The sequence below is a fragment of the Streptomyces aureoversilis genome, assembly GCF_042657885.1.
Lineage (GTDB): Bacteria > Actinomycetota > Actinomycetes > Streptomycetales > Streptomycetaceae > Streptomyces > Streptomyces aureoversilis.
Genome location: NZ_JBHSKJ010000008.1, coordinates 150,928 through 173,979 on the forward strand (window position 1 = coordinate 150,928; position 23,052 = coordinate 173,979).

The window sequence follows — 23,052 nt, forward strand, 5'->3', positions numbered from 1 at the left end:
TCCCGATGACCACGACCGAAAAGAACTCCGGGGCACCCGGCGCCGCGCCGCAGGGCGGCAAGGACGCCAAGGACGCCAAGAAGTCCGCGCCCCTGCTCGAAGTGCGCGACCTGCACGTCGAGTTCAAGACCCGCGACGGCGTCGCCAAGGCCGTCAACGGTGTCAGCTACAGCGTCGACGCCGGCGAGACCCTCGCCGTCCTCGGCGAGTCGGGCTCCGGCAAGTCCGTCACCGCCCAGGCCATCATGGGCATCCTGGACTCGCCCCCCGGCCGCGTGGCCGGCGGTGAGATCCTCTTCCACGGCCAGGACATCCTGAAGCTGCCGGAGAGCGAGCGGCGCAAGCTGCGCGGCCCGAAGATGGCGATGATCTTCCAGGACGCGCTGTCCGCCCTCAACCCCGTCTTCTCCGTCGGCAACCAGCTCGGCGAGATGTTCCGGGTGCACCAGGGCATGTCGAAGAAGGACGCCAAGGCCAAGGCGATCGAGCTGATGGACCGGGTGCGCATCCCGGCCGCCAAGCAGCGCGTGGGCGACTACCCGCACCAGTTCTCGGGCGGCATGCGCCAGCGCATCATGATCGCGATGGCGATGGCCCTGGAGCCGGACCTGATCATCGCCGACGAGCCGACCACGGCCCTCGACGTGACGGTCCAGGCGCAGGTCATGGACCTGCTCGCGGAGCTGCAGCGCGAGTACAACATGGGCCTGATCCTGATCACCCACGACCTGGGCGTGGTGGCGGACGTCGCCGACAAGATCGCCGTGATGTACGCGGGCCGCATCGTGGAGACCGCGCCCGTGCACGAGCTCTACAAGCGCACCGCGCACCCGTACACCCGCGGCCTGCTGGACTCGATCCCGCGCCTGGACCACAAGGGCCAGGAGCTGTACGCGATCAAGGGCCTGCCGCCCAACCTCCTGCGGATCCCCACCGGCTGCGCCTTCAACCCGCGCTGCCCCAAGGCCCAGGACGTCTGCAGGGAGGACATCCCCGCCCTGCTTCCGGTGACGGAGCAGGACGGCACCGAGCTCGACGGCCGCGGCAGCGCGTGCCACTTCTGGAAGGAGACGATCCATGGCTGACATGACCAAGGAGGCCGGGAAGGCCGGTCAGCGGGAGCCGATCCTCCAGGTCCGCAACCTCGTCAAGCACTTCCCGCTGACGCAGGGGCTGCTGTTCAAGAAGCAGGTCGGTGCGGTCAAGGCCGTCGACGGGATCTCCTTCGACCTCTACGAGGGCGAGACGCTGGGCATCGTCGGCGAGTCCGGCTGCGGCAAGTCCACGGTCGCCAAGCTGCTGATGACGCTGGAGACGGCCACCTCCGGCGAGGTCTTCTACAAGGGCCAGGACATCACCAAGCTGTCCGGGCGTGCGCTGAAGGCGGTCCGGCGCAACATCCAGATGGTGTTCCAGGACCCGTACACCTCGCTCAACCCGCGGATGACGGTCGGCGACATCATCGGCGAGCCCTTCGAGATCCACCCCGAGGTGGCGCCCAAGGGCGACCGGCGCAAGCGGGTCCAGGAGCTGCTCGACGTCGTCGGCCTCAACCCCGAGTACATCAACCGCTACCCGCACCAGTTCTCCGGCGGTCAGCGCCAGCGCATCGGCATCGCCCGCGGCCTGGCCCTCAACCCCGAGATCATCATCTGCGACGAGCCCGTCTCGGCGCTGGACGTCTCGGTGCAGGCGCAGGTCATCAACCTGATGGAGCGGCTCCAGGACGAGTTCAACCTCTCCTACCTCTTCATCGCGCACGACCTGTCCATCGTCCGGCACATCTCCGACCGCGTCGGCGTGATGTACCTGGGCAAGATGGCGGAGATCGGCACGGACGCCGAGATCTACGAGCACCCGACGCACCCCTACACCCAGGCGCTGCTGTCGGCCGTCCCCGTGCCGGACCCCGAGGCCCGCGAGGGCCGCGAGCGCATCATCCTCACCGGTGACGTGCCCTCCCCGGCCAACCCGCCGTCCGGCTGCCGCTTCCGCACCCGCTGCTGGAAGGCGGAGGACAAGTGCGCCGAGGAGCTGCCGCTCCTCGCCGTGCCCAAGCTCTACGAGGGCAAGGACACCCCGGCGGCACACGAGTCGGCGTGCCACTTCGCCGAGGTGAAGCAGGTGGTCGGCGCCGCGTAGGTGCCGGTCGTACGACGGAAAGGGCTCTCCCGGGGCGCGCTGGTCGCGCCGGGGGAGCCCTTTCGTGTGGTTCGGCCGGGGAAAGCCGCCGAGAGGCGCATCGCACCACCGAATGGGGTGTTATCTGGGCCTAAGCGACACTTGGGATCTGGAGGAGGCACTCGATGCGTGGAGCCACGCGCGCCCGGTGGGCCGTCTGTGCACTCTCGGCGGCGCTGGTCGCCGCCGCGGCCGGGTGCGGCGGCAGCGGCAGCGGGGCCGGGTTCGTCCGCTCCTCCTGGGGCGATCCGCAGAACCAGCTGGAGCCGGCCAACACCAACGAGGTCCAGGGCGGCAAGGTGCTCGCCATGATCTTCCGCGGTCTCAAGCGCTACGACCCCCGCAGCGGCGCCGCCGAGAACATGCTGGCCGAGCAGATCGAGACCGCCGACCAGCAGAATTTCACCATCACCCTCAAGGACGGCTGGACCTTCTCCAACGGAGAGAAGGTCACCTCGAAGTCCTTCGTGGACGCCTGGAACTACGCGGCCCTCGTCGACAACAAGCAGAAGAACGCCTCCTTCTTCGAGTACGTCGACGGCTACGACAAGGTCCACCCGCCGAGCGGGCCCGCCACCGCCAAGACCCTCTCCGGGCTCGTCGTCAAGGACGACCGGACCTTCACGGTCAAGCTCAGCACCAAGTTCTCCACGTGGCCCGACACCCTCGGCTACGCCGCCTACGCCCCGCTGCCCCGGGCCTTCTTCGACGACCACGCGGCCTGGCTGAAGAAGCCCGTCGGCAACGGCCCGTACACCGTCGACTCCTACGCCAAGGGCTCGGCGATGAGGCTCACCAAGTGGGAGGGCTACCCGGGCGACGACAAGGCGCGCAACAGCGGCGTGGAGCTGCGCGTCTACACCGACAACAACACCGCGTACACCGACCTGCAGGCCGGCAACCTCGACCTGGTCGACGACATCCCCAGCGCCCAGCTCAAGAACGTGAAGAACGACCTGGGCGACCGCTACATCAACCAGCCCGCCGGCATCATCCAGACCCTCGTCTTCCCCATGTACGACGCGAACTGGTCGAAGAGCGGCATGGAGAAGGTCCGCCGCGGGCTGTCCATGGCGATCAACCGCGAGCAGATCACCGACCAGATCTACCACAAGACCCGCACCCCGGCGACGGACTGGACCTCACCGGCCCTCGGCGGCCAGGGCGGCTACAAGGCCGGGCTGTGCGGGGACGCCTGCACGTTCGACGCCGCCGAGGCGAAGAGGCTCATCCGGGACGGCGGGGGCCTGCCCGGCGGCCGGATCACCCTCACCTCGAACGTCGACACCGGCTCGCACCGGGTGTGGCTGGACGCCGTCTGCAACAGCATCAACAACGCCCTCGGCAACGACAGCGCCTGCGTCGTCAACCCGGTCGGCACGTTCGCGGACTTCCGCAACCAGATCTCCGGGCACCGCCTCAGCAACCCCTTCCGCTCCGGCTGGCAGATGGACTACCCGCTGATCCAGAACTTCCTCCAGCCGCTCTACTACACGGACGCCTCCTCCAACTACGGGAAGTTCAGCGACCCGGAGTTCGACCGGCTCGTCGACGAGGCCAACGCCGAGAGCACCCAGGAAGCGGCCAACACCAAATTCCACGACGCGGAGCGGATCCTCGCCCGGGTGATGCCCGCCATCCCGCTCTGGTACCAGAACGGCAGCGCCGGCTACTCCGAGCGGATCTCCGACGTCACGCTCAACCCGTTCAGCGTGCCGGTCTACGAACAGATCAAGGTGGGCTGACGCGTCCATGGGACGGTACGTGGTCCGGCGGCTGCTCCAGATGGTCCCGGTGTTCATCGGCAGCACGTTCCTGATCTTCTTCATGGTCTACGCCCTGGGCGACCCCGTGGCCGCCCTCTTCGGCGACAAGGCGCCCGACCCCGCGACCGCCGCCCGCATCCGCCGGGAGCTCTACCTCGACGAGCCCCTGTGGAAGCAGTACGGGCACTACATGGGCCAGATCCTCTCGGGCGACTTCGGGACGGCCTTCAACGGCCAGCCGGTCACCGAACTGATGGGCGACGCCTTCCCCGTCACCCTCCGGCTCACGCTCGTGGCGATCCTCTTCGAGATCGTCATCGGCATCACCCTCGGCGTCCTCAGCGGCCTGCGGCGCGGCCGCTCCGCCGACACCACCGTGCTGCTGCTGACCCTGATCGTCGTCTCCATCCCGACCTTCGTCAGCGGCTACGTGCTGCAGTACCTCTTCGGGGTCAAATGGGGGATCGTCCCGCCGTCCGTGTCCCCCGAGGCGCCCTTCGACGAGCTGCTGCTGCCCGGCATCGTCCTCGCCCTGACCTCCCTCGCCTACGTCACCCGCCTCTCGCGCACCTCCATCGCCGAGAACTCCCGCGCCGACTACGTCCGCACGGCCGTCGCCAAGGGCCTGCCGCGCCGCCGCGTCGTCACCCGGCACCTGCTGCGCAACTCCCTCATCCCCGTCGTCACCTTCATCGGCACCGACATCGGCGCGCTGATGGGCGGCGCCATCGTCACCGAGCGGATCTTCAACATCCACGGCGTCGGCTTCCAGCTCTACCAGGGCATCCTGCGGCAGAACTCGCCCACCGTCGTGGGCTTCGTGACCATCCTCGTCATCGTCTTCCTGCTGGCGAACCTGTTCGTCGACCTCCTCTACGCCGTGCTCGACCCGAGGATCCGCTATGCCTGAACCCGAGCCGAAGGAGCCCGGGAGCCTCACCCCGGACGAGGCCGTCACCCCCGCGGGCGGAGGAGCGATGTCCCTGGCCACGACCGAGGCGGAGACCCTCGAGGACGGCCCGCTCCCCGGCGCCCCCGCGAGCGGCAAGGCCCGCAGCCTGTGGTCGGACGCCTGGCACGACCTGCGGCGCAACCCCGTCTTCCTGGTCTCCGCGCTGATCATCGTCTTTCTCGTCCTCATCGCCCTGTGGCCCGGGCTGATCGCGAGCGGGAACCCCCTGCAGTGCGACCTCGCCAAGGCCCAGGAGGGCTCCCAGCCCGGCCACCCCTTCGGCTTCGACACCCAGGGCTGCGACGTCTACACCCGCACCGTCCACGGCGCCCGCGCCTCCATCACCGTCGGCATCTGCGCCACCGCGGGCGCCGCCCTGCTCGGCAGCGTGCTCGGCGGGCTCGCCGGCTTCTTCGGGGGCTGGTGGGACGCCCTGCTCTCCCGGATCGCCGACGTCTTCTTCGGCATCCCCATCATCCTGGGCGGCCTGGTCTTCCTCTCCGTGGTCACCAGCGGCTCGCTGTGGCCCGTCGTCGGCTTCATCGTGCTGCTCGGCTGGCCGCAGATCTCCCGCATCGCCCGCGGCTCCGTCGTCACCGCCAAGCAGCACGACTACGTCCAGGCGGCGCGGGCCCTCGGCGCGGGCAGCTCGCGCCTGCTGCTGCGGCACATCGCGCCGAACGCCGTCGCCCCCGTCATCGTCGTCGCGACCATCGCCCTCGGCACGTACATCGCCCTGGAGGCCACGCTGTCCTTCCTGGGCGTCGGCCTTAAACCGCCCACCGTGTCCTGGGGCATCGACATCTCCAACGCCTCCACCCAGATCCGCAACGCCCCCCACATGCTGCTGTGGCCCGCGGGCGCCCTGAGCATCACGGTGCTGGCGTTCATCATGCTCGGCGACGCGGTCCGCGACGCCCTCGACCCCAAACTGCGCTGAGGAGCGGGCGGATGACACAGCCCACCGGAAAGGCGGCCGCCGCCGTACCCCTGCTGGACGTACGCGACCTGCACGTGGAGTTCCGCACCCGCGACGGCGTCGCCAAGGCCGTCAACGGCGTCAGCTACAGCGTCCGCGCCGGGGAGACCCTCGCCGTGCTGGGGGAGTCCGGCTCGGGCAAGTCGGTGACCGCGCAGGCCGTCATGGGCATCCTCGACTCCCCGCCCGGTCACGTCACCGGCGGCGAGGTCCTCTTCCGCGGCCGGGACCTGCTCACCATGGGCGGGGAGGCCCGGCGCCGGATCCGCGGCGCCAAGCTGTCGATGATCTTCCAGGACGCGCTCTCCGCCCTCAACCCCGTGATGAGCGTGGGCGCCCAGCTCGGCGAGATGTTCTCCGTCCACGACGGCATGACCCGCAAGGACTCCCGGGACAAGGCCGTCCAGCTCATGGAGCGCGTGCGCATCCCCGCCGCGGCCGAGCGCGCCGGCGACTACCCCCACCAGTTCTCCGGCGGCATGCGCCAGCGCATCATGATCGCCATGGCGCTGGCGCTGGAGCCGGACCTCGTCATCGCCGACGAGCCGACCACGGCCCTCGACGTGACGGTCCAGGCGCAGGTCATGGACCTGCTCGCGGAGCTGCAGCGCGAGTACAACATGGGCCTGATCCTCATCACCCACGACCTGGGCGTGGTCGCCGACGTCGCCGACAGGATCGCCGTGATGTACGCCGGGCGGATCGTCGAGACCGCACCCGTCCACCAGCTGTACGCCACGCCCGCCCACCCGTACACCGTCGGCCTGCTCGGCTCCATCCCGCGCCTCGACCACAAGGGCAAGGAGCTCTACGCCATCAAGGGCCTGCCGCCCAGCCTCACCGACATCCCCGCCGGCTGCCCCTTCAACCCGCGCTGCCCGCGCGCCCAGGCCGTCTGCCGCACCGACCGGCCGCCGCTCTTCGACGTCGCCCCCGGGCGCGCCAGCGCCTGTCACTTCTGGAAGGAGACCCTCGAAGATGCCGGGTAACGGCGAGGCCATTCTGGAGGTGCGGGACCTGGTCAAGCACTACCCGCTCACCCAGGGCATCCTCTTCAGGAAGCAGATCGGGGCCGTGCACGCCGTCGACGGCGTCTCCTTCGACCTGCGGCGCGGCGAGACGCTGGGAATCGTGGGCGAGTCCGGCTGCGGAAAGTCCACGGTCGCCAAGCTCCTCGTGCACCTGGAGCGCCCCACGTCCGGGCGGATCCTCTACAAGGGCGAGGACATCACCAAGCTGTCCGGGCGCGCGCTGAAGGCGGTCCGGCGCAACATCCAGATGGTCTTCCAGGATCCGTACACCTCCCTCAACCCGCGGATGACCGTCGGCGACATCATCGGCGAGCCCTACGAGATCCACCCCGAGGTGGCGCCGAAGGGCGACCGGCGCGCCAAGGTCCGCGAGCTGCTCGACGTCGTCGGCCTCAACCCCGAGTACATCAACCGCTACCCGCACCAGTTCTCCGGCGGCCAGCGCCAGCGCATCGGCATCGCGCGGGGGCTCGCCCTGCGGCCCGAGGTGATCGTCGCCGACGAGCCCGTCTCGGCGCTGGACGTCTCCGTCCAGGCCCAGGTCGTCAACCTCCTGGAACGGCTCCAGGCCGAGTTCGACCTGGCGTACGTCTTCATCGCCCACGACCTGTCGGTGGTCCGGCACATCTCGGACCGGGTCGCGGTGATGTACCTCGGGCGGTTCGCCGAAGCGGGCACGGACACCCAGATCTACGAGCACGCCACGCACCCGTACACGCAGGCGCTGCTGTCGGCCGTGCCGGTCCCGGACCCGCGGGCGCGGGAAGGGCGCGAGCGCATCATCCTCACCGGGGACGTGCCCTCGCCGGCCCACCCGCCGTCCGGGTGCCGGTTCCGCACGCGGTGCTGGAAGGCCCAGGAGAAGTGCGCGCGGGTCGTGCCGCCGCTGGAGATCCCGGACTGGTTCCTGGAGGGCGCCGGCCCGGAGGCGCACGCGTCGGCCTGCCACTACGCGGAGGAACGCGTGCCACCGGGTGACGACCTCCTCCCACCACGGTGACCGGCTCGCGCCGGGGCACCGGCGACAACCTTCCGCCGCGATCACCGGCTCGCGCCGGGGCACCGGCGACAGCCTTCCGCCGCGATCACCGGCTCCCGCCGAGGCACCGGTGACACCCCTCCGCCGCAGCGGCGTTCAGCCCCCACCGGGGTGTCCGGCGGTGCCCGGCGGGCTCGGGCGGGTTCGGCACCGCCGGTGCGCGCCGTCGTGGCCGGTCGCCGCCGCGGCGGGAGTTCCTGTCTGCGGCAAGGTGAGGGGGCGCCCGCGCCCCGTCAGGTGCCCGGCGGCGCCACCGTCGTCGGCGGCTCCGGGAAGTGGCACGCCGACAGGTGCCCTTCCCCGGAGCCGTCCGCGCGGGCGAGCTCCGGGTCCTCCGCCGCGCAGCGCTCCCGCGCCTTCCAGCACCGCGTGCGGAATCGGCACCCCGACGGCGGGGCGACCGGGGAAGGGACGTCCCCGGTGAGGCGGATCCTTTCGCGCCGCGCCGTGCCCTCCGTGCCCTCCGCGTCCGCCGCCTCCGGCACCGCCGACAGCAGCGCGTGCGTGTACGGGTGGCGCGGCCGCATGTAGATGTCGTCGCGGGAGCCGGTCTCCACGATCCTGCCGAGGTACATCACGGCGACGCGCTGCGAGAAGTGCCGCACCACGGCCAGGTCGTGGGCGATGAACAGGAAGGCGATCCCCAGCTCCCGCTGCAGCGACTGCAGCAGGTTGACGACCTGCGCCTGGATGGAGACGTCCAGCGCCGAGACGGGCTCGTCGGCGACGACGATCTTCGGGTCCAGGGCGAGCGCCCGGGCCACTCCGATCCGCTGCCGCTGCCCGCCGGAGAACTCGTGCGGGAAGCGGTTGTAGTGCTCGGGGCTGAGCCCCACGGTCTCCAGCAGCTCGCGCACGCGCGCCTCGCGCCCGCCCGGCGGCTCGATGCCGTGGATCTCCATCGGCCCGGAGACGATCCGGCCGACCGTCTGCCGCGGGTTCAGCGACGCGTACGGGTCCTGGAAGATCATCTGGATCTCGGAGCGGACGGGGGCGAGCTGCTTGCGCCCGGCGTGGGTGATGTCGCGGCCCCGGTAGCGGATCCGCCCGGCCGTCGGCTCCAGCAGCCGGGTGAGCAGCCGCCCGGTGGTCGACTTGCCGCAGCCGGACTCGCCGACCAGGCCGAAGCTCTCCCCGGCGCGCACGGTCAGGTCGATGCCGTCGACGGCTCGCACGGCGCCGACGGTCCGCCGGACGGGGAATCCGCCGCGCACCGGGAAGTGCTTGGTGAGGTTCTCGGCGACGAGCAGCGGCTCGCCGACCCGGGGGCTCTTCTCGTCCATGGTCGGTACTCCTCAGCCGAGCCGGGGTCGGATCTGCTCCGCGAACACCCTGCGCTGCCGCTCCTCCCCGAGGTGGCAGGCCGCTCCCCGGCCGGGCGGCAGGGACGGCCGCTCGGTGCGGCAGCGGTCCTCCGCCACGTCGGCGGCGTACGCGCAGCGCGGGTGGAAGGGACAGCCGGGCGGCGGGGCCAGCAGGCTGGGCGGGGTGCCGGGGATGGGGACGAGCGGCTGCCCGACGTCGGAGGAGAGCCGGGGCATGGAGCCCAGCAGACCCCAGGTGTACGGGTGCCGGGGCGCCCGCAGCACCTCGCGCACGGGCCCCTGTTCGACGGCCCGCCCGGCGTACATCACCAGCAGGTCGTCCACGGTGCCGGCGACGACGCCCAGGTCGTGGGTGACGAGGACGATGGCCGCGCCGGTCTGCTGCTGGAGCTCCTTGAGCAGGTCGAGGATCTGGGCCTGCACGGTGACGTCGAGCGCGGTCGTCGGCTCGTCGGCGATGAGCAGCTCGGGGTCGCAGACCAGCGCCATCGCGATCATCGCGCGCTGCCGCATCCCGCCGGAGAACTGGTGGGGGTAGTCGTCCACGCGCAGCGCCGGGTCGGTGATGCCGACCCGGCGCAGCATCTCGACCGCCCGCAGCCGGGCCTCCCGCCGGGAGGCGCCGGTGTGCTTGCGGTACGGCTCGGCGATCTGCCGGCCGACGGTGTAGTACGGGGAGAGGGCGGTGAGCGAGTCCTGGAAGACCATCGCCACCTTGTTCCCGCGCAGCTTCTCCAGGACGGACTCCGGCGCCCCGGTCAGCTCCTGCCCGTCGAGCCGGACCTCGCCGCGGATCTCGGTGGTGCGCGGGTCGTGCAGCCCGAGCACGGCGAGGTTGGTGACGGACTTCCCGGAGCCGGACTCGCCGACGATGCCGAGCGTGCGGCCGCGCTCCAGGGTGAAGGACAGGCCGTCGACGGCCCGTACGGTGCCGTCCTCGGTGGCGAAGCGCACGTACAGGTCGCGCACGGAGAGGAAGGGGGTCAACTGCGGTCTCCTGACGGCTAGGCGAGCCGCACGCGCGGGTCGATGACGGCGTAGGCGGCGTCCACCACGATGTTGGCGACGACGATTGCCGTGCAGCCGACGAGCATCACCGCCATCAGGGTCGGCAGGTCGGTCTCGCTCACCGAGGACACCGCGAGCCGGCCCAGGCCGTGCAGGCTGAAGGTGAACTCGGTGATGATCGCGCCGCCGAAGAGCGACCCGAGGTCGATGCCGAAGATGGTGACGATGGGCGCGAGCGCGCCCCGCCAGGCGTAGCGGAAGAAGACGGCGCGCCGGCCCAGGCCCTTGGCGCGGGCCGCGCGCACGTGGTCCTCGCCGAGCTGCTCGATCATCTGGGAGCGCGTCATCCGGCTGTAGTTGGCGATGAAGATGATGGACAGCACCAGCCAGGGGATGATCATGCCGGTGAACCACTTCACCGGGTCCTCGGTGATCGGGTGGTAGGCCGGGTTGTCCATCCAGTGCAGCCCGCTGACGAGCACGGCCAGGGCGATGACGCCGACGAAGTAGATCTGCAGGGCGTTGCCGACGAGGGACAGGGAGCTGAAGAACTTGTCGATCCAGGTCCCCCGGAAGGCGGCGGCGATCATGCCGATGCCGACGCCGACGACGAGGAAGACGGCGGCTCCGCCGAGCGTGATGGACAGGGTCGTGGGGAAGCGGTCCACGATGGTGCCCCACACCGGCTGCTGGTTGGAGAACGAGTAGCCGAAGCAGGGCGCCGGGCATTGGCCGACGGTGAAGTCGCGGCCGGTGAAGATGCCCGTCATGTAGTGCCAGTACTGCACGGGCACCGGCTCGTCCAGACCGAGGTTCTTGTTGATCAGGGCGATGGCGTCCGGGGTGCAGTTCTTGCCGCAGGACATCAGGGCCGGCTGGGAGGGCAGCGCGAAGAACAGGGCGAAGGTGATCGCGCTGATCAGCACGATGATGACGAGGGCGCCGAGCGAGCGGCGCGCGAGGAAGCGCAGCATGGTCCGCCGTCCGGGGAGCGTTACTTGACGTAGACGCCGGTCGGGTCGACGGTTCCGTAGACCGGCTGGTAGCGGACTCCGCCCAGGTTCGAGCCCCACAGGGAGAACTGGGTGTTGTAGAAGGTCGGCACGCCCGGCACGTCCTCGGTGAGGATCTTGTCGGCGAGCTTCTGCCACTCGGGCGCGGCCTGCTTCACGTCGGGGATCGCGTTGATCCGGTCGATCTCCTTGTTGACGGCGGGGTTGTCGAGGTGGCCGTAGTTCTGGGAGCCGTCGGCGATCTGCCGGCCGTCGAAGAGGGGCGGTACGACGGTCGAGGCGACGGGCCAGTCCGCGCCCCAGGAGGTGCGGTAGATGTCGAACTTGTTCTTCACCTCGGCGATCGCGGTCCGCCAGGTGTTGGAGTCGATCTCCTTCTTCTGCACCTTGAAGCCCGCGCGTTCCAGGGCCTGGGTGACGACCACGGAGACCTTCTGCTGGATGTCGGTGTTGGCGTAGGCGTAGACGATCTCCTGGCCCTCCTTGCCGGCCGCCTTGAGCAGCTCGCGGGCCTTGTCCGGGTCGCCGGCCGGCTTGTCCTTCTTCCGGAACGGGTCGGTCGGCCGGTAGCCGTCCATGGCGGGGGAGAGGAAGTTGGTGGCGACCACCCCGGCGGTCGCGCCGCCCATCTGCTGGAGGATCTGCCCGTTGGGCATCGCGTACGCGAGCGCCTTGCGGACGCCTACGTCCTTGAGCCGGTCCATGTTGAAGCTGATGTAGTCCACGTACGGCTGGATCTCCACGTGCCGGCGCGCCTTGGTGTCGGCCTGGCCGAGGACCTTCTCGGTCATCTCCGGGGCGACGGCGTTGGAGAACGACAGGGTGTTCTTGTCGGCGCCCTGGTCGGCGAGGTAGCGCCGCGTGGAGTCCGCGTACTGGTGGCCGAAGCTGATCTGGAACCGGTCGGCGTACTGGTGGCGGATCGGGTCGGTCCTCGCGTCCCAGTGCTCGTTGCGCACGAGCGTCAGCGACTTGCCGACCTTGTACTCGCCGACCTTGTAGGGGCCGGAGGCGAAGGGGGCGTTGTCGTACTTGCGCTTGGTGTCCTTCTCCGCCTTGACGGCGCCGATGTTCGGCATGGCGGTGGCGAAGGGGGTGTCGGCGTGCGGCTGACGGAAGTGGAAGACGATCGTCTTGTCGTCCGGGGTGTCCAGCACCGACGCGGGCAGGTGCGCGCCCTTGTACGGGCCGTCGGGCAGCGCCTTGCGGAAGGCCGTGCCGTCGCCGGAGAGCCACTGGGGGATGTACTGCGGGCCGTCGGTCTCGAAGTCGGCGTAGAGCCGTTCGATGCTCCAGCGCACGTCCTTGGCGGTGATCGGCGAGCCGTCCTCGAACTTCAGCCCGTCCTTGAGGGTGAACTTCCAGGTCCTGCCGCCGTCGGACGACGTGCCCGCGTCGGTCGCCAGATCGCCGACGATCTTCACCTTGCCCTTGTCGTCCACCTTGTACGAGGTGAGCGTGCGGTTGTAGAGCATCTGGTTGGCGAGCATGTCGTTGTAGTAGATCTGCCCGGGGTCGAGGTGGACGAAGGCGTCGCGCTGCAGGACGCCGACCGTCCCGCCCTTCTTCGCGCCGGGCACCTCGGGCGCCGGCCCGGCGGAGTCCTCCTTGGTGCCGATCGAGTAGTTGGCGGAGGCGTTCTTGTCCGCGCCGGGCCCCTGGCTCCTGTCACCGCCGCCCCCGCCGCCTCCGCTGCTGCACGCGGAGAGCACGAGGGCGCCGGAGGCCAGGGCGGCCGCCGCGGCCGCGAGGCGGACTCTGGAGCGGAGGAGTCCCGTGGCGGGCTTCGTCGTGGGCGTCATGGGTCGATGCACCTGCCTGTCCGTCGTCGGCGGTTCCTGTGTGCACGTCCTCAGCGTCCGGTCCGCGGGTCGAAGGCGTCCCGGACCGAGTCCCCGAGCAGGTTGAAGGCGACCACGAAAACGATCATCGCGAGGCCGGGGAAGAAGATGTAGGTGATGTCGCTCTCGTAGTAGTGGGCGCCGTTGGCGAACATCCGGCCCCAGTCCGGCGTGGGCTCCACGATGCCGACGCCGATGAAGGACAGCCCGGCCTCGATGGTCACGAAGCTGGGCAGCATCAGCGTCGACTGCACCAGGATGGGCGTCCAGAGGTTGGGCAGCAGCTCCTTGGTGATGATCCGCCAGGGCGACGCGCCGGTGACCCGCGCCGCCTCGACGAACTCCCGTTCCCGCAGGCTCAGCACCTGCCCGCGCAGCAGCCGCGCCAGCCCCATCCAGCCCAGCACCCACAGCACCAGAATCAGCGTCAGCACCCGCAGGTAGGTCGGGGTCTCCTTCTCCGGGCTCACGAAGAGCGCGTAGACGACCGGGGTGAAGGCGATGAAGGACAGCTGGCTCGGGAAGGCCAGCAGCAAGTCGATGAAGCGGCCGAGCAGATAGTCGGTCCGGCCGCCCAGATAGCCGGCCGTCACGCCGATGAGCACGCCGGTCAGGACGCACAGGACCGTGGCGGCCGCGGCGATGAGCAAGGACGTACGGATTCCGTAGACCAGCTGGGTCAGGACGTCCCGGCCGAGGGTGGGCTCGATGCCGAACCAGAAGTCCGCCGAAATTCCCCCGTTGGGCTTCACCGGATAGCCGAACTCGTTGAGCAGGCCCGGCTCGTTCAGCCCGTAGGTCTCCGTCGGATTCCTGCCGTAGAGCTTCGAGATCAGCGGTGCCGCCAGCGCGACCAGGAAGAAGAACGTCACCACGTAGGCGGAGACGACACCCGGACGGTCGCGTTTGAAGCGCAGCCGCATCAGCTGTCCGGGTGATCTGCCGACCGGTTCCGGATGCGCCACCGGGGCCGGGGAGGAACTCGTCATCGCGTAATCCCCCGCACTGTCGTCGTCGAACCCACCGCGGACGCACGGCGCGCGCAGTGGGTTGAGCGGACTTTCGCAACGGATTCACAGCGCAGTCAAGGGGGCTGCCGACCGAGAGGGGGCGGGCGGCGCTTCTTGAGCGAACGTTGAGCGGATCGACGACGTATCGACGACGCGGCGTGCTTGACGCGGCGTGCCCGGCCGGGGTGGCGGGCACGCCGCACGCGGCCCCCGCGGGCGGGGGCGCGCAGCGTCAGGCCGTGCCCAGGGACTTCTTGAGGAAGTCGACCTGGAGCAGCAGGAGGTTCTCCGCGACCTGCTCCTGCGGGGTCATGTGCGTCACGCCCGACAGCGGCAGCACCTCGTGCGGCCGGCCCGCCGCCAGCAGCGCCGAGGACAGCCGCAGGGTGTGCGCAGCGACCACGTTGTCGTCGGCCAGCCCGTGGACGATCATCAGCGGCCGGACCGGTCCGGCCGTCTCCGCCAGCCCGTCGTCGGTGACCAGCGAGTTGTGGGCGTACACCTTCGGCTTCTCGTCCGGCAGGCCGAGGTAGCGCTCGGTGTAGTGCGTGTCGTACAGCCGCCAGTCGGTCACCGGTGCGCCCGCGACGGCCGCGTGGAAGACGTCCGGGCGGCGCAGCACGGCGAGCGCCGCGAGATAGCCGCCGTAGGACCAGCCGCGGATGCCCACCCGGCCCAGGTCCAGGGGGAAGTCCGCGGCCAGCGCCTGCAGGGCCTCGACCTGGTCGTCCAGGGTGACGCCGGCGAAGTCCTCGTGGATCGCCTTCTCCCAGGCGGGGGAGCGGTGAGGGGTGCCCCGGCCGTCGGCGACCACCACGGCGAAGCCCTGGTCGGCGAACCACTGCGAGGTCAGGTGGGCGTTGTGCCCGGCGACCACGCGCGGGCCGTGCGGACCGCCGTAGGGATCCATGAGGACCGGAAGCGGCCCGTCGCCTTCCGCGTAGCCCGTCGGGAGGAGTACGGCGCACGGGATCCGGCGCGCGCCCGCCTCGGTGAGCCGTGCGCGCGAGGTGAGCACCGGCGCTTCGGCATACGAGGTCACGCCGGTCGCCTCCGCGCCGTCGCGCAGGACCCGTACGGTGGCCCCGGCGCGCTCCGGTACCGCGGACACCAGGACGGTGACCGCCCCCGAGCGCACGGCCGAGTGCCAGCCGCGCTCCTGCGAAACGCGCTCCACGCCCCGCTCGCTGACCCGGTAGACGTGCGTCTCCCCGGTCTCGGGCGCCTCCGCGCCGGCCCCGGCCGATGCGGAGACGAGCACGTCGTCGGCGCCGATGTCGAGCACCGCGCGCAGGTGCAGCCGGCTTCCGGTCAGCGTGCGGTCGCCGACCACCAGGGCCCGGGAGCCGTCCTCGTCCGAGATGCGCACCAGGCGCCCGTCGGGGGACCAGGCGGGAACACCGGGGAACAATTCAAGCCACTTTGCGTCCTGCTCTTCGTGGAGCACGCTTGTGGCGCCCGTCCCGGTGTCCACGGTGAGATACGCCTGGTGACGCTGGTCGCGGCTCTGCACCAGCAGCAGCGGGGGCCCGTCGGCCGACCAGTGCACGCGCGCGAGGTACGGGTGGCGCGCGCGGTCCCACCGGACGTCCGTGCGGGTCCCGTCCAGGCCCAGCAGCGAGAGCGTCACCTCGGCGTTCGGCGTGCCCGCCGCCGGGTAGCCCACCTCCGCGGGCCGGCTGCCGGGGTTGGCCGGGTCGGCGATCCACCAGCGCTGCACGGGCGCGTCGTCCACCCGCGCGGCCAGCAGGGACTCCCCGTCCGGGGCCCACCAGAAGCCGCGGTGGCGGTCCATCTCCTCGGCCGCCACGAACTCCGCGAGCCCCCAGGTCACCGTGGGCCCGTCCGGCTCGGCCAGGGCCCGGTCCGCGCTCGCGCCGGGGTCCTCGCCAGGCGCCGGCTCCACGTCCACCACGCGCAGCGCGCCGCCCGCGACATAGGCGACCCGGCGGCCGTCGGGGGAGGGGCGCGGGTCGGCGACCGGACCGGGAACGGGCAGTTCACGGGCGGTGCCGCTGCGCAGCTCCGCCACGAACAGCCGGCCAGACAGCGGGAACGCGGCCAACTCCACCGCGCTGTCCACGGCGTAGCCGACGACGCCCGCCGAACCCTCGCGCAGCCGCTCGCGCCGGGCCTTCTCCTCGGCCGACAGCTCCTCCCCGGCCCCGGCCAGCAGGACGGCCGGGTCGGCGGCGGGGAACTCCCGTCCCGTGGCCGGGTCGAGGACCCACAACACGCCCGAACGATCGGTGCCGGAACGCGAGCGGATGAAGACGACACGCGAGCCGTCGGGTGACACGGTGAACGAGCGCGGCGCGCCGAGCGAGAAGCGCTGCGTACGGGCGTACTGTCGCGGGAACGAGACTTGTCCGGTCATGCCGCCGAGCCTACGGCGAGGCGGCGGGATTCCGCCGTGCGCCCCGGAATTGCCCCCATGCACCCAGTGCTGGGTCACGCTCTGGAAAGTTATGATCACGGACGCATAGCCGATGAGTTTCGTGTGACAACCGCTCCACCCCGTTCGGCCTGCCCGTTCGGCGTTTCGTCGTTTTTGTACGTCGCTTGTTCCGTCGTGTGTCATCCGTCCAACCGCGCGTTTACTGGAGGTGAACCGCCGTGGCACTCTCGATTTCGGCGGTGGTGCTGCTGGCGATCGTCGTCTTCATGCTGTGCCGGAAGTCCGGGCTGAAGGCCGGTCACGCAGCGGTCTGCGTCCTGCTGGGCTTCTATCTGGCGAGCTCGTCCCTCGGACCGACGATCCACCAGGTGACCAAGAGCGCCACCGACGTGATCAGCAACATCAAGTTCTGAGGGCGGCCGCCCCGGGTCCGCGGGCGGGGGTCCGCCGGGCCCGCAGGACTCGTAGGCTGGTCCCATGACCGACAGCTCCTTCCTGCCGGGTCGCCGGCTCCTCCTGGTGCACGCGCACCCGGACGACGAATCCATCAACAACGGCGCGACCATGGCCAAGTACGCGGCCGAAGGAGCCCACGTCACCCTCGTGACCTGCACGCTCGGCGAAGAGGGCGAGGTGATCCCGGCCGATCTGGCCCACCTCGCCGCCGACCGGGAGGACGCCCTCGGGCCGTTCCGCGCCGGCGAGCTCTCCGCCGCCATGAAGGAGCTCGGCGTCACCGACCACCGCCTCCTCGGCGGCCCCGGGCGCTACCGGGACTCGGGAATGATGGGCGCGCCGCAGAACGACCACCCCGGATGCTTCTGGCGGGCGGACGTGGACGAGGCCGCCGCGTCCCTCGTTGAGGTGATTCGCGAGGTGCGTCCGCAGGTGCTCGTCACCTACGACCCGAACGGCGGCTACGGCCACCCCGACCACATCCAGGCGCACCGCGTCGCGATGCGCGCCGCGGAGCTCGCCGGCGAGCCGGCCTTCCGGCGCGACCTCGGCGACCCCCACGAGATCGCGAAGGTCTACTGGAACTGCGTGCCGCTGTCCGTCGTGGAGGAGGGCTTCGCCCGGCTGCGCGCCGCGGGCCGCGAGATCCCCTTCCCGGGCATCGCCTCCCCGGCCGACGTGCCGGGCGTCGTCCCCGACGACGAGGTGACGGCCGCGATCCCGACCGCCGGTCATGCGGAGGCCAAGGCCGCGGCGATGCGTGCCCACGCCACCCAGATCGCCGTGGACGGCCCGTTCTTCGCGCTCTCCAACGACCTGGGCCAGCCGATCCTCGCCGACGAGTACTACAAGCTCGTCCGCGGCCGGGCCGCGGGCCCCCGCGAGGACGACCTGTTCGCCGGGGTGGACGCATGACCGGGATGACCGCCCCCCTCAGCGCCGGGCGCATCGCCGCCTTCGCCGGCCTGTTCGTCCTCGGCGCCGCGACCGGCTTCGCCGGCGCGCTCACCCAGGGCGGCTGGTTCCCCGGCGGCCTGTCGCTGGCCCTGCTCGCCGTCGCGGGCCTCAGCTACGGCGCGGTGACCGCCATGGGCACCCGCGCCGGCGGTGCGGTGGCCGGCGGCGGCTGGCTCGTCGCGGTGCTCCTGATGACCTCGTCCCGCCCCGAGGGCGACTTCTTCTTCGGCGCCGGAATCGGCGCGTACGTCTTCCTGCTGGGCGGGATGGCGCTGGCTGTGATGTGCGCCACTGTGCCGAAACTGCCGCAACCGGACGGACCTTCGGTCCGACTTGGCAAGTGACGTGACGATTTCTGCCTGAGTGTCGTTCGGCTCCCCAGCAGGTCATCCGGTATCTGCCGGACTTGTCCCGTGACGGGCCGACGGCGCGCGGCCACGCAGCGCGCTCCCGCCCGCCGGTGCGAACCGGCGGTCGTCAAGTGCGTGTGCGCGGTGCCCAGTATGGTGGTGCGCGCCGCCGAGCCGCCCGAGCGAGGTCATGACGGGCGGCGGAGCTAACCGGGAGAACCTGCTTTGAGCCGTGAATCTGACAGTTCGTCCTCCGGGCCCCAGGGGCGCGGTGGCGCCGCCTACCCGTCCGGGACCCCTCCGTACGGCAGTGAGGAGCAGGCCCGCGCGGCCGCGGCCTCCAGGCCCGAAGAGCCCAAGACCGAGACCACGCTGACGACGCGGATCCGTATCAACATCCCGGGATCCCGGCCCATCCCGCCGGTCATCATGCGCACCCCCGTCGACGGCGAGGCCGCGCCCGCGAGCACGCCCGCCAAGCCGGCTGCGCCGGCCGGCGGCGGCGCCCCGGCGGGCGAGCGCAAGGCCGAACTGCCGCGCCGCCCCGCCCCCACGACGCCTCCCGGCCGCAAGCCGCAGGACCGCTCCGGCGACAAGGAGCAGGGCGCCAAGGGCGAGAAGGCCAGCGACTGGTTCGCCCCGCGCAAGTCCGGCGGCCCCGCCCCCTCGGGGAGCGCGGCGGCCCGCCGGTCCGCGGCCCAGGGCGGCGCTCCCGGCGCGGGCGCGCCGCAGGGCGGTGCGCCGGTCTCCGGTGCCCCGCAGCACTCCGGCCCGCGCAACGCCCCGCAGGCTCCTGCCGCCGCGAACCCGGCCATGGGCCAGGTCGCGGGCGGTGCGCCGTGGCCCGGCGATACGCAGGCGACCGGTTCGATGCCCCAGCCGCCCGCCCCGGGCAACGGCTGGCAGCGCGACACCACGCAGCAGGGCGGCGCCCCCCGGACGGGCGGCGCGGCGCAGCGGCGCGGCGCGCAGGACGACTGGCCCGGCGGCTCCTCGGCCACGGGTGCGACGTCGTGGGACGCGGGCATGGACCCGGGTGCGAACCCGGGCATGAATGCAGGTATGAACGCAGGCATGAACGACATTCCGGGCGCAGGTGTGCCCGGTGGTGCCGGTGTGCCCGGTGGTGCGGCCGGCGGTGGCCGGGCGCAGCGCCGCGGTGCGCAGGACGACTGGCCGGGCGGCCCGTCGGCCTCCTCCGCTCCCGCCGCCCCCGTGGACGACTGGCCGGCCGGCCCTTCCACCACGGCCTCCACGCCGTGGCCGGGTGACCCGCAGACGACCGGTTCGATGCCGCAGCCGCCCGCCCCGGGCAACGGCAACGGCGCGCCCTGGCCCGACGACCCGGTGAACACCGGCCCCATGGGCATCATGCAGGCCCCGGGCACGCCGCCGAGCACCAGCACGCAGTGGACCGAGCCGGAGAGCACGCAGCAGTTCCCCGCGCCCGCCATGGGCCAGGGCACAGCGGCGCCGTTCGCCCCCGCCGGTGGCGGCACCGGGCGTACGGACACCCCGCACGAGGGCGTGCCCCGCGTGCCCGCCCCGCCCGTCGGCGCGCAGTCCGCCGCCGGCGCCGCACCGGCGGCCCCCGGCAAGGCCCCCCAGGCACCCAAGGGCGGCAAGGGAGCCAAGGGCAAGGGCGGCAAGAAGGGCGGCCCCCAGGCCCCCGCGGCCGGCGCCCAGGCCGGCGGCGCGACGCTCGTCAGCGGTGTGCCCGCCGTGCCGCCGCCCGGCCCGGGCGGGGCCGCGCAGCCCAAGAAGCCCGTGGACAGCGGTGCGCCGCGCATCGCCGTGCCCAAGCCCAAGGTGCCGGGCCCCGGCGCCGGACCGGCCGTCCCGCCGCCGCCCGCGGCCAAGGGCGCGGCCCCCAAGGGCGCCGCGAAGAGCGCGCCCGCGAAGTCCAAGCCGAAGAAGAAGGGCCGCTCCAAGCTCGTGCTGCTGGGCGGCGCGGTCGTCGGCCTGGCCGGTGTCGCGTACGGCGCCGGGCTGCTGCTCGACCACGCGGACGTGCCGAACGGCACCACCGTGCTCGGGGTGAACATCGGCGGCTCCTCCAAGGAGCAGGCCGTCCAGAAGCTCGACTCCGCGCTCGGCGACCGGGCGACGAAGCCGCTGAAGGTCTCCATCGGCGGCAAGGAGGCGCAGCTCAAGCCGTCCGTGGCGGGCCTGTCCATCGACACCCAGGCCACGGTGCGCGCGGCGGCCGGCCGGGACTACAACCCGCTGACGGTCATCCCCTCGCTCATCGGCGGCACCCGCAAGGCCGAGCCCGTGATCGTCGCCGACGAGGAGAAGATCGCGGACGCGCTCAAGACGCTCGCCGGCGAGTCGGGCGCGGCCAAGGACGGCACGATCAAGTTCGAGGCGGGCAAGGCCGTGCCCGTCTACGGCAAGCCGTACGAGGGCATCGACGGCGACAAGGGCGTCGAGGCCGTGGCCAAGGCGTACAAGGACCGTGCCGCCACGGGTCAGGAGACCACGGTGGCGCTGCCGAGCTCGAGCCAGCAGCCGAAGGTGAGCAACGCCGAGGTCGACCGGATGATGAAGGAGTTCGCGCAGCCCGCCATGTCCGGCCTGGTCACGGTGCGCACGGATGCGGTGCACAGCATCCAGTTCGGCCCGGAGCGCTCGCTGCCGAAGATCCTTGGCGTCAAGGAGGTCAACGGCAAGCTCGTCGAGAGCTACGACCTCGAAGCGCTCAAGGAGCTGTACGGCACCAAGTTCAAGGGCGTCCTCATCCAGCGCGGCAACGGCACCAAGACGGAGGTCACTCCGCAGGACGTGGTCGGCGCGCTGCGCAAGGCGCTCATGGGCAAGACGCCCGCCGAGCGGATCGGGACCATCCCGCTCAGCTGACGGCCCGCCCGTCCGGCCGGCTTACAGGCCGTGCGAGCCCCCGCGCCCCCGTGGCGCGGGGGCTCGCTCATGTCAGGGGGCATCCCATGACATCTGTCATCGCCAGGACCGTACGGCTGACACTGCCGCGGACCCCGCCCGCCGGACAGGATGGTGGACATGACCACCACAGCAGTCACGTACACGGGGGACGGGCGCCGCACCGGCGCTCCCGTGGTCAGTTTCGAGAACGTCAGCAAGAGCTACGGCGCGGTGCGTGCCGTGGCTGATCTGGACCTGCAGCTGTACCCGGGCGAGACCGTCGCCCTGCTCGGCCCCAACGGCGCCGGCAAGTCCTCCACCCTCGACCTCCTCCTCGGCCTGAGGAACCCCGACGCGGGCCGGATCGAGCTCTTCGGCACCAGCCCCCGGGAGGCCGTCGCCCAGGGCAGGGTCGGCGCGATGCTGCAGTCCGGCGGCCTGATGGAGGACGTGACCGTCCGCGAGATCGTGAAGCTCGGCTGTGATCTGCACCCCCGTCGCCACCCCGTCGACCAGGTGCTCGCCGCCGCCGATCTCACCGACATAGCCGACCGGCAGGTCAACAAGCTCTCCGGCGGCCAGGAGCAGCGGGTGCGGTTCGCGCTCGCGACGGCCGGCGCCAACGAGCTCATCGTGCTGGACGAGCCCACGACCGGCATGGACGTCTCCGCCCGCCAGGCGTTCTGGGGCGTCATGCGCGAGCAGGCCCGGGCCGGGCGCGCCATCCTCTTCGCCACGCACTACCTCGAAGAGGCCGACGCCATCGCCGACCGCGTGATCGTGCTGCACCGCGGGCGGGTCCTCGCGGACGGCTCGGCCGCCGAGATCAAGGCGAAGGCCGGGGCCCGCCGCATCGTCTTCGACCTGGACGGGCACATCGGCGAAGCCGCCCTGCGCGAGCTGCCGTTCCTGTCCTCCCTGGAGATGTCCGGCCGCACGGTGCGCATCCAGTCGCACGACGCCGACGCCACGGTCCACGCCGTCTACGGGCTCGGCCTCTACCCGCGCAACCTGGAGGTCGCGGGGCTCGGCCTGGAGCAGGCTTTCATCGCCATCACCGACGCCGCTGCCACCGCCGAGGAGGCGGCCCGATGACCACCCTGATCAAGCTCGAGATCGCGCGCACCCTGCGCAACAAGAAGTTCATGTTCTTCTCGGTGATCTACCCCGCCGCCCTCTACCTGATGATCGCGGGCGGCGCGAGCAGCACCGAGGTCGTCGAGGGCACCGGGCTGACCCTGCCGCTGCTGATGATGGTCTCCATGGCCTCCTTCGGTGCCATCACCGCCGTCCTCGTGGGCAACAGCGAGCGGATCGCCAAGGAGCGCGAGAAGGGCTGGGTGCGCCAGCTGCGCCTGACCGCCCTGCCCGGCCGCGGCTACGTGACGGCCAAGGTCGCCTCCGCCGCCGTGGTCTCGCTCCCCTCGATCCTCGTGGTCTTCCTGGTCGCCGTCCTCGTCAAGGACGTCCGGATGGGCGCCGCCTGGCAGTGGTTCGCGCTCGTCGGCGCGATCTGGGCGGGCAGCATCGTCTTCGCCGCGCTCGGCGTGGCCGTCGGCTACCTCGCCACGGGCGACGCCGTCCGCCCCATTACGATGATCATCTACTTCGCGCTGTCGATGCTCGGCGGCCTGTGGATGCCGACCACCACCTTCCCCACGTGGCTGCAGAAGGTCGCGGAGTGGACGCCCACCTACGCGTACGCCGGTCTCGGCCGGTCGATCGAGCAGGCGAACGCCCCCGAGGCGAAGCACGTGGCGCTCCTCGCGGTCTACCTCGTGCTGTTCGCCGGCATGGCAGCCTGGCTGTACCGCAAGGACACCCGCAAGTCCTGAGCGGACACCAGGACCAGGAAGACGGGCAGGA

General features: G+C 71.5%; 19 protein-coding genes. 13 read left to right on the forward strand and 6 right to left on the reverse strand.

The features are described from left to right. Nucleotides 1–5: 5 nt before the first annotated feature. From ACFPP6_RS16080 to ACFPP6_RS16110, 7 genes are all read left to right on the forward strand, one after another. On the forward strand, nt 6–1,085 hold the full coding sequence (locus ACFPP6_RS16080) for an ABC transporter ATP-binding protein (RefSeq protein ID WP_382042152.1): 1,080 nt from the start codon (nt 6–8) through the stop codon (nt 1,083–1,085). Continuing rightward, nucleotides 1,078–2,142 (forward strand): ABC transporter ATP-binding protein, encoded by a 1,065-nt coding sequence (locus ACFPP6_RS16085; RefSeq protein ID WP_382042155.1) that lies wholly within the window; start codon nt 1,078–1,080, stop codon nt 2,140–2,142. The genes ACFPP6_RS16080 and ACFPP6_RS16085 overlap by 8 nt, the downstream gene beginning before the upstream one ends. A gap of 164 nt (nt 2,143–2,306) precedes the next feature. After that, nucleotides 2,307–3,926 carry a peptide ABC transporter substrate-binding protein gene (locus ACFPP6_RS16090; protein ID WP_382042158.1) on the forward strand — a complete coding sequence of 540 codons (1,620 nt, stop codon included), beginning with the start codon at nt 2,307–2,309 and terminating at the stop codon, nt 3,924–3,926. Nucleotides 3,927–3,933: 7 nt separating this feature from the next. Further along, nucleotides 3,934–4,857, forward strand: a complete 924-nt coding sequence (locus ACFPP6_RS16095) for an ABC transporter permease (protein ID WP_382042161.1) — start codon at nt 3,934–3,936, stop codon at nt 4,855–4,857. Next, entirely contained in the window at nt 4,850–5,839 is a 990-nt protein-coding gene (locus ACFPP6_RS16100) for an ABC transporter permease (protein WP_382042164.1), read from the forward strand. The genes ACFPP6_RS16095 and ACFPP6_RS16100 overlap by 8 nt, the downstream gene beginning before the upstream one ends. Nucleotides 5,840–5,850: 11 nt before the next feature. After that, entirely contained in the window at nt 5,851–6,867 is a 1,017-nt protein-coding gene (locus tag ACFPP6_RS16105; protein WP_382042167.1) for an ABC transporter ATP-binding protein, read from the forward strand. Next, nucleotides 6,857–7,909 (forward strand): ABC transporter ATP-binding protein, encoded by a 1,053-nt coding sequence (locus tag ACFPP6_RS16110; protein ID WP_382042170.1) that lies wholly within the window; start codon nt 6,857–6,859, stop codon nt 7,907–7,909. Before ACFPP6_RS16105 ends, ACFPP6_RS16110 begins: the two co-directional genes overlap by 11 nt. Before the next feature lie 272 nt (nt 7,910–8,181). Here ACFPP6_RS16110 and ACFPP6_RS16115 read toward each other — a convergent pair whose 3' ends face one another. The 6 genes from ACFPP6_RS16115 to ACFPP6_RS16140 all read right to left on the reverse strand — a co-directional run bounded on the left by ACFPP6_RS16115 (nt 8,182) and on the right by ACFPP6_RS16140 (nt 16,522). Further along, complete coding sequence (locus ACFPP6_RS16115) at nt 8,182–9,231, reverse strand: ABC transporter ATP-binding protein (protein WP_382042173.1); 1,050 nt, start codon at nt 9,229–9,231, stop codon at nt 8,182–8,184. Nucleotides 9,232–9,243: 12 nt separating this feature from the next. Continuing rightward, nucleotides 9,244–10,260 (reverse strand): ABC transporter ATP-binding protein, encoded by a 1,017-nt coding sequence (locus ACFPP6_RS16120; RefSeq protein ID WP_382042176.1) that lies wholly within the window; start codon nt 10,258–10,260, stop codon nt 9,244–9,246. Between the two features lie 17 nt (nt 10,261–10,277). Next, nucleotides 10,278–11,255 carry an ABC transporter permease gene (locus tag ACFPP6_RS16125; protein WP_382042179.1) on the reverse strand — a complete coding sequence of 326 codons (978 nt, stop codon included), beginning with the start codon at nt 11,253–11,255 and terminating at the stop codon, nt 10,278–10,280. A gap of 20 nt (nt 11,256–11,275) precedes the next feature. Further along, nucleotides 11,276–13,096: an ABC transporter substrate-binding protein gene (locus ACFPP6_RS16130; RefSeq protein WP_382042182.1), complete on the reverse strand. Its 1,821-nt coding sequence runs from the start codon at nt 13,094–13,096 to the stop codon at nt 11,276–11,278. Between the two features lie 50 nt (nt 13,097–13,146). Beyond that, a complete protein-coding gene (locus ACFPP6_RS16135) occupies nt 13,147–14,124 on the reverse strand; it encodes an ABC transporter permease (RefSeq protein ID WP_382042185.1) in 978 nt (325 codons plus the stop codon). A 253-nt stretch (nt 14,125–14,377) separates the two neighbouring features. After that, a complete protein-coding gene (locus ACFPP6_RS16140) occupies nt 14,378–16,522 on the reverse strand; it encodes a S9 family peptidase (protein ID WP_382042188.1) in 2,145 nt (714 codons plus the stop codon). A 239-nt stretch (nt 16,523–16,761) separates the two neighbouring features. Between ACFPP6_RS16140 and ACFPP6_RS16145 the strand changes: the two genes are divergently transcribed. The 6 genes from ACFPP6_RS16145 to ACFPP6_RS16170 all read left to right on the forward strand — a co-directional run bounded on the left by ACFPP6_RS16145 (nt 16,762) and on the right by ACFPP6_RS16170 (nt 23,021). Continuing rightward, the gene (locus ACFPP6_RS16145; protein WP_030366139.1) at nt 16,762–16,956 is read left to right on the forward strand and encodes a hypothetical protein; all 195 of its coding nucleotides are present in this window, start codon (nt 16,762–16,764) and stop codon (nt 16,954–16,956) included. Between the two features lie 64 nt (nt 16,957–17,020). Further along, nucleotides 17,021–17,914, forward strand: coding sequence for an N-acetyl-1-D-myo-inositol-2-amino-2-deoxy-alpha-D-glucopyranoside deacetylase (gene mshB / locus ACFPP6_RS16150; protein WP_382042191.1), 894 nt, complete (start codon nt 17,021–17,023; stop codon nt 17,912–17,914). Continuing rightward, on the forward strand, nt 17,911–18,300 hold the full coding sequence (locus tag ACFPP6_RS16155; protein ID WP_382042194.1) for a DUF6113 family protein: 390 nt from the start codon (nt 17,911–17,913) through the stop codon (nt 18,298–18,300). The genes mshB and ACFPP6_RS16155 overlap by 4 nt, the downstream gene beginning before the upstream one ends. A gap of 231 nt (nt 18,301–18,531) precedes the next feature. Continuing rightward, on the forward strand, nt 18,532–21,165 hold the full coding sequence (locus ACFPP6_RS16160; RefSeq protein WP_382042196.1) for a hypothetical protein: 2,634 nt from the start codon (nt 18,532–18,534) through the stop codon (nt 21,163–21,165). Nucleotides 21,166–21,324: 159 nt separating this feature from the next. After that, entirely contained in the window at nt 21,325–22,281 is a 957-nt protein-coding gene (locus ACFPP6_RS16165; RefSeq protein ID WP_382042199.1) for an ABC transporter ATP-binding protein, read from the forward strand. Then, nucleotides 22,278–23,021 (forward strand): ABC transporter permease, encoded by a 744-nt coding sequence (locus ACFPP6_RS16170; RefSeq protein ID WP_382042202.1) that lies wholly within the window; start codon nt 22,278–22,280, stop codon nt 23,019–23,021. Before ACFPP6_RS16165 ends, ACFPP6_RS16170 begins: the two co-directional genes overlap by 4 nt. The last annotated feature ends 31 nt before the right edge of the window (nt 23,022–23,052 follow it).

What these genes read in the sequence shown, in the direction of transcription:
- ACFPP6_RS16080 (WP_382042152.1), top strand. Translation starts at nt 6, where the DNA reads ATGACCACGACCGAAAAGAACTCCGGGGCACCCGGCGCCGCGCCGCAG.
- ACFPP6_RS16085 (WP_382042155.1), top strand. Translation starts at nt 1,078, where the DNA reads ATGGCTGACATGACCAAGGAGGCCGGGAAGGCCGGTCAGCGGGAGCCG.
- ACFPP6_RS16090 (WP_382042158.1), top strand. Translation starts at nt 2,307, where the DNA reads ATGCGTGGAGCCACGCGCGCCCGGTGGGCCGTCTGTGCACTCTCGGCG.
- ACFPP6_RS16095 (WP_382042161.1), top strand. Translation starts at nt 3,934, where the DNA reads ATGGGACGGTACGTGGTCCGGCGGCTGCTCCAGATGGTCCCGGTGTTC.
- ACFPP6_RS16100 (WP_382042164.1), top strand. Translation starts at nt 4,850, where the DNA reads ATGCCTGAACCCGAGCCGAAGGAGCCCGGGAGCCTCACCCCGGACGAG.
- ACFPP6_RS16105 (WP_382042167.1), top strand. Translation starts at nt 5,851, where the DNA reads ATGACACAGCCCACCGGAAAGGCGGCCGCCGCCGTACCCCTGCTGGAC.
- ACFPP6_RS16110 (WP_382042170.1), top strand. Translation starts at nt 6,857, where the DNA reads ATGCCGGGTAACGGCGAGGCCATTCTGGAGGTGCGGGACCTGGTCAAG.
- ACFPP6_RS16115 (WP_382042173.1), bottom strand. Translation starts at nt 9,231, where the DNA reads ATGGACGAGAAGAGCCCCCGGGTCGGCGAGCCGCTGCTCGTCGCCGAG.
- ACFPP6_RS16125 (WP_382042179.1), bottom strand. Translation starts at nt 11,255, where the DNA reads ATGCTGCGCTTCCTCGCGCGCCGCTCGCTCGGCGCCCTCGTCATCATC.
- ACFPP6_RS16130 (WP_382042182.1), bottom strand. Translation starts at nt 13,096, where the DNA reads ATGACGCCCACGACGAAGCCCGCCACGGGACTCCTCCGCTCCAGAGTC.
- ACFPP6_RS16135 (WP_382042185.1), bottom strand. Translation starts at nt 14,124, where the DNA reads ATGACGAGTTCCTCCCCGGCCCCGGTGGCGCATCCGGAACCGGTCGGC.
- ACFPP6_RS16140 (WP_382042188.1), bottom strand. Translation starts at nt 16,522, where the DNA reads ATGACCGGACAAGTCTCGTTCCCGCGACAGTACGCCCGTACGCAGCGC.
- mshB (WP_382042191.1), top strand. Translation starts at nt 17,021, where the DNA reads ATGACCGACAGCTCCTTCCTGCCGGGTCGCCGGCTCCTCCTGGTGCAC.
- ACFPP6_RS16155 (WP_382042194.1), top strand. Translation starts at nt 17,911, where the DNA reads ATGACCGGGATGACCGCCCCCCTCAGCGCCGGGCGCATCGCCGCCTTC.
- ACFPP6_RS16165 (WP_382042199.1), top strand. Translation starts at nt 21,325, where the DNA reads ATGACCACCACAGCAGTCACGTACACGGGGGACGGGCGCCGCACCGGC.
- ACFPP6_RS16170 (WP_382042202.1), top strand. Translation starts at nt 22,278, where the DNA reads ATGACCACCCTGATCAAGCTCGAGATCGCGCGCACCCTGCGCAACAAG.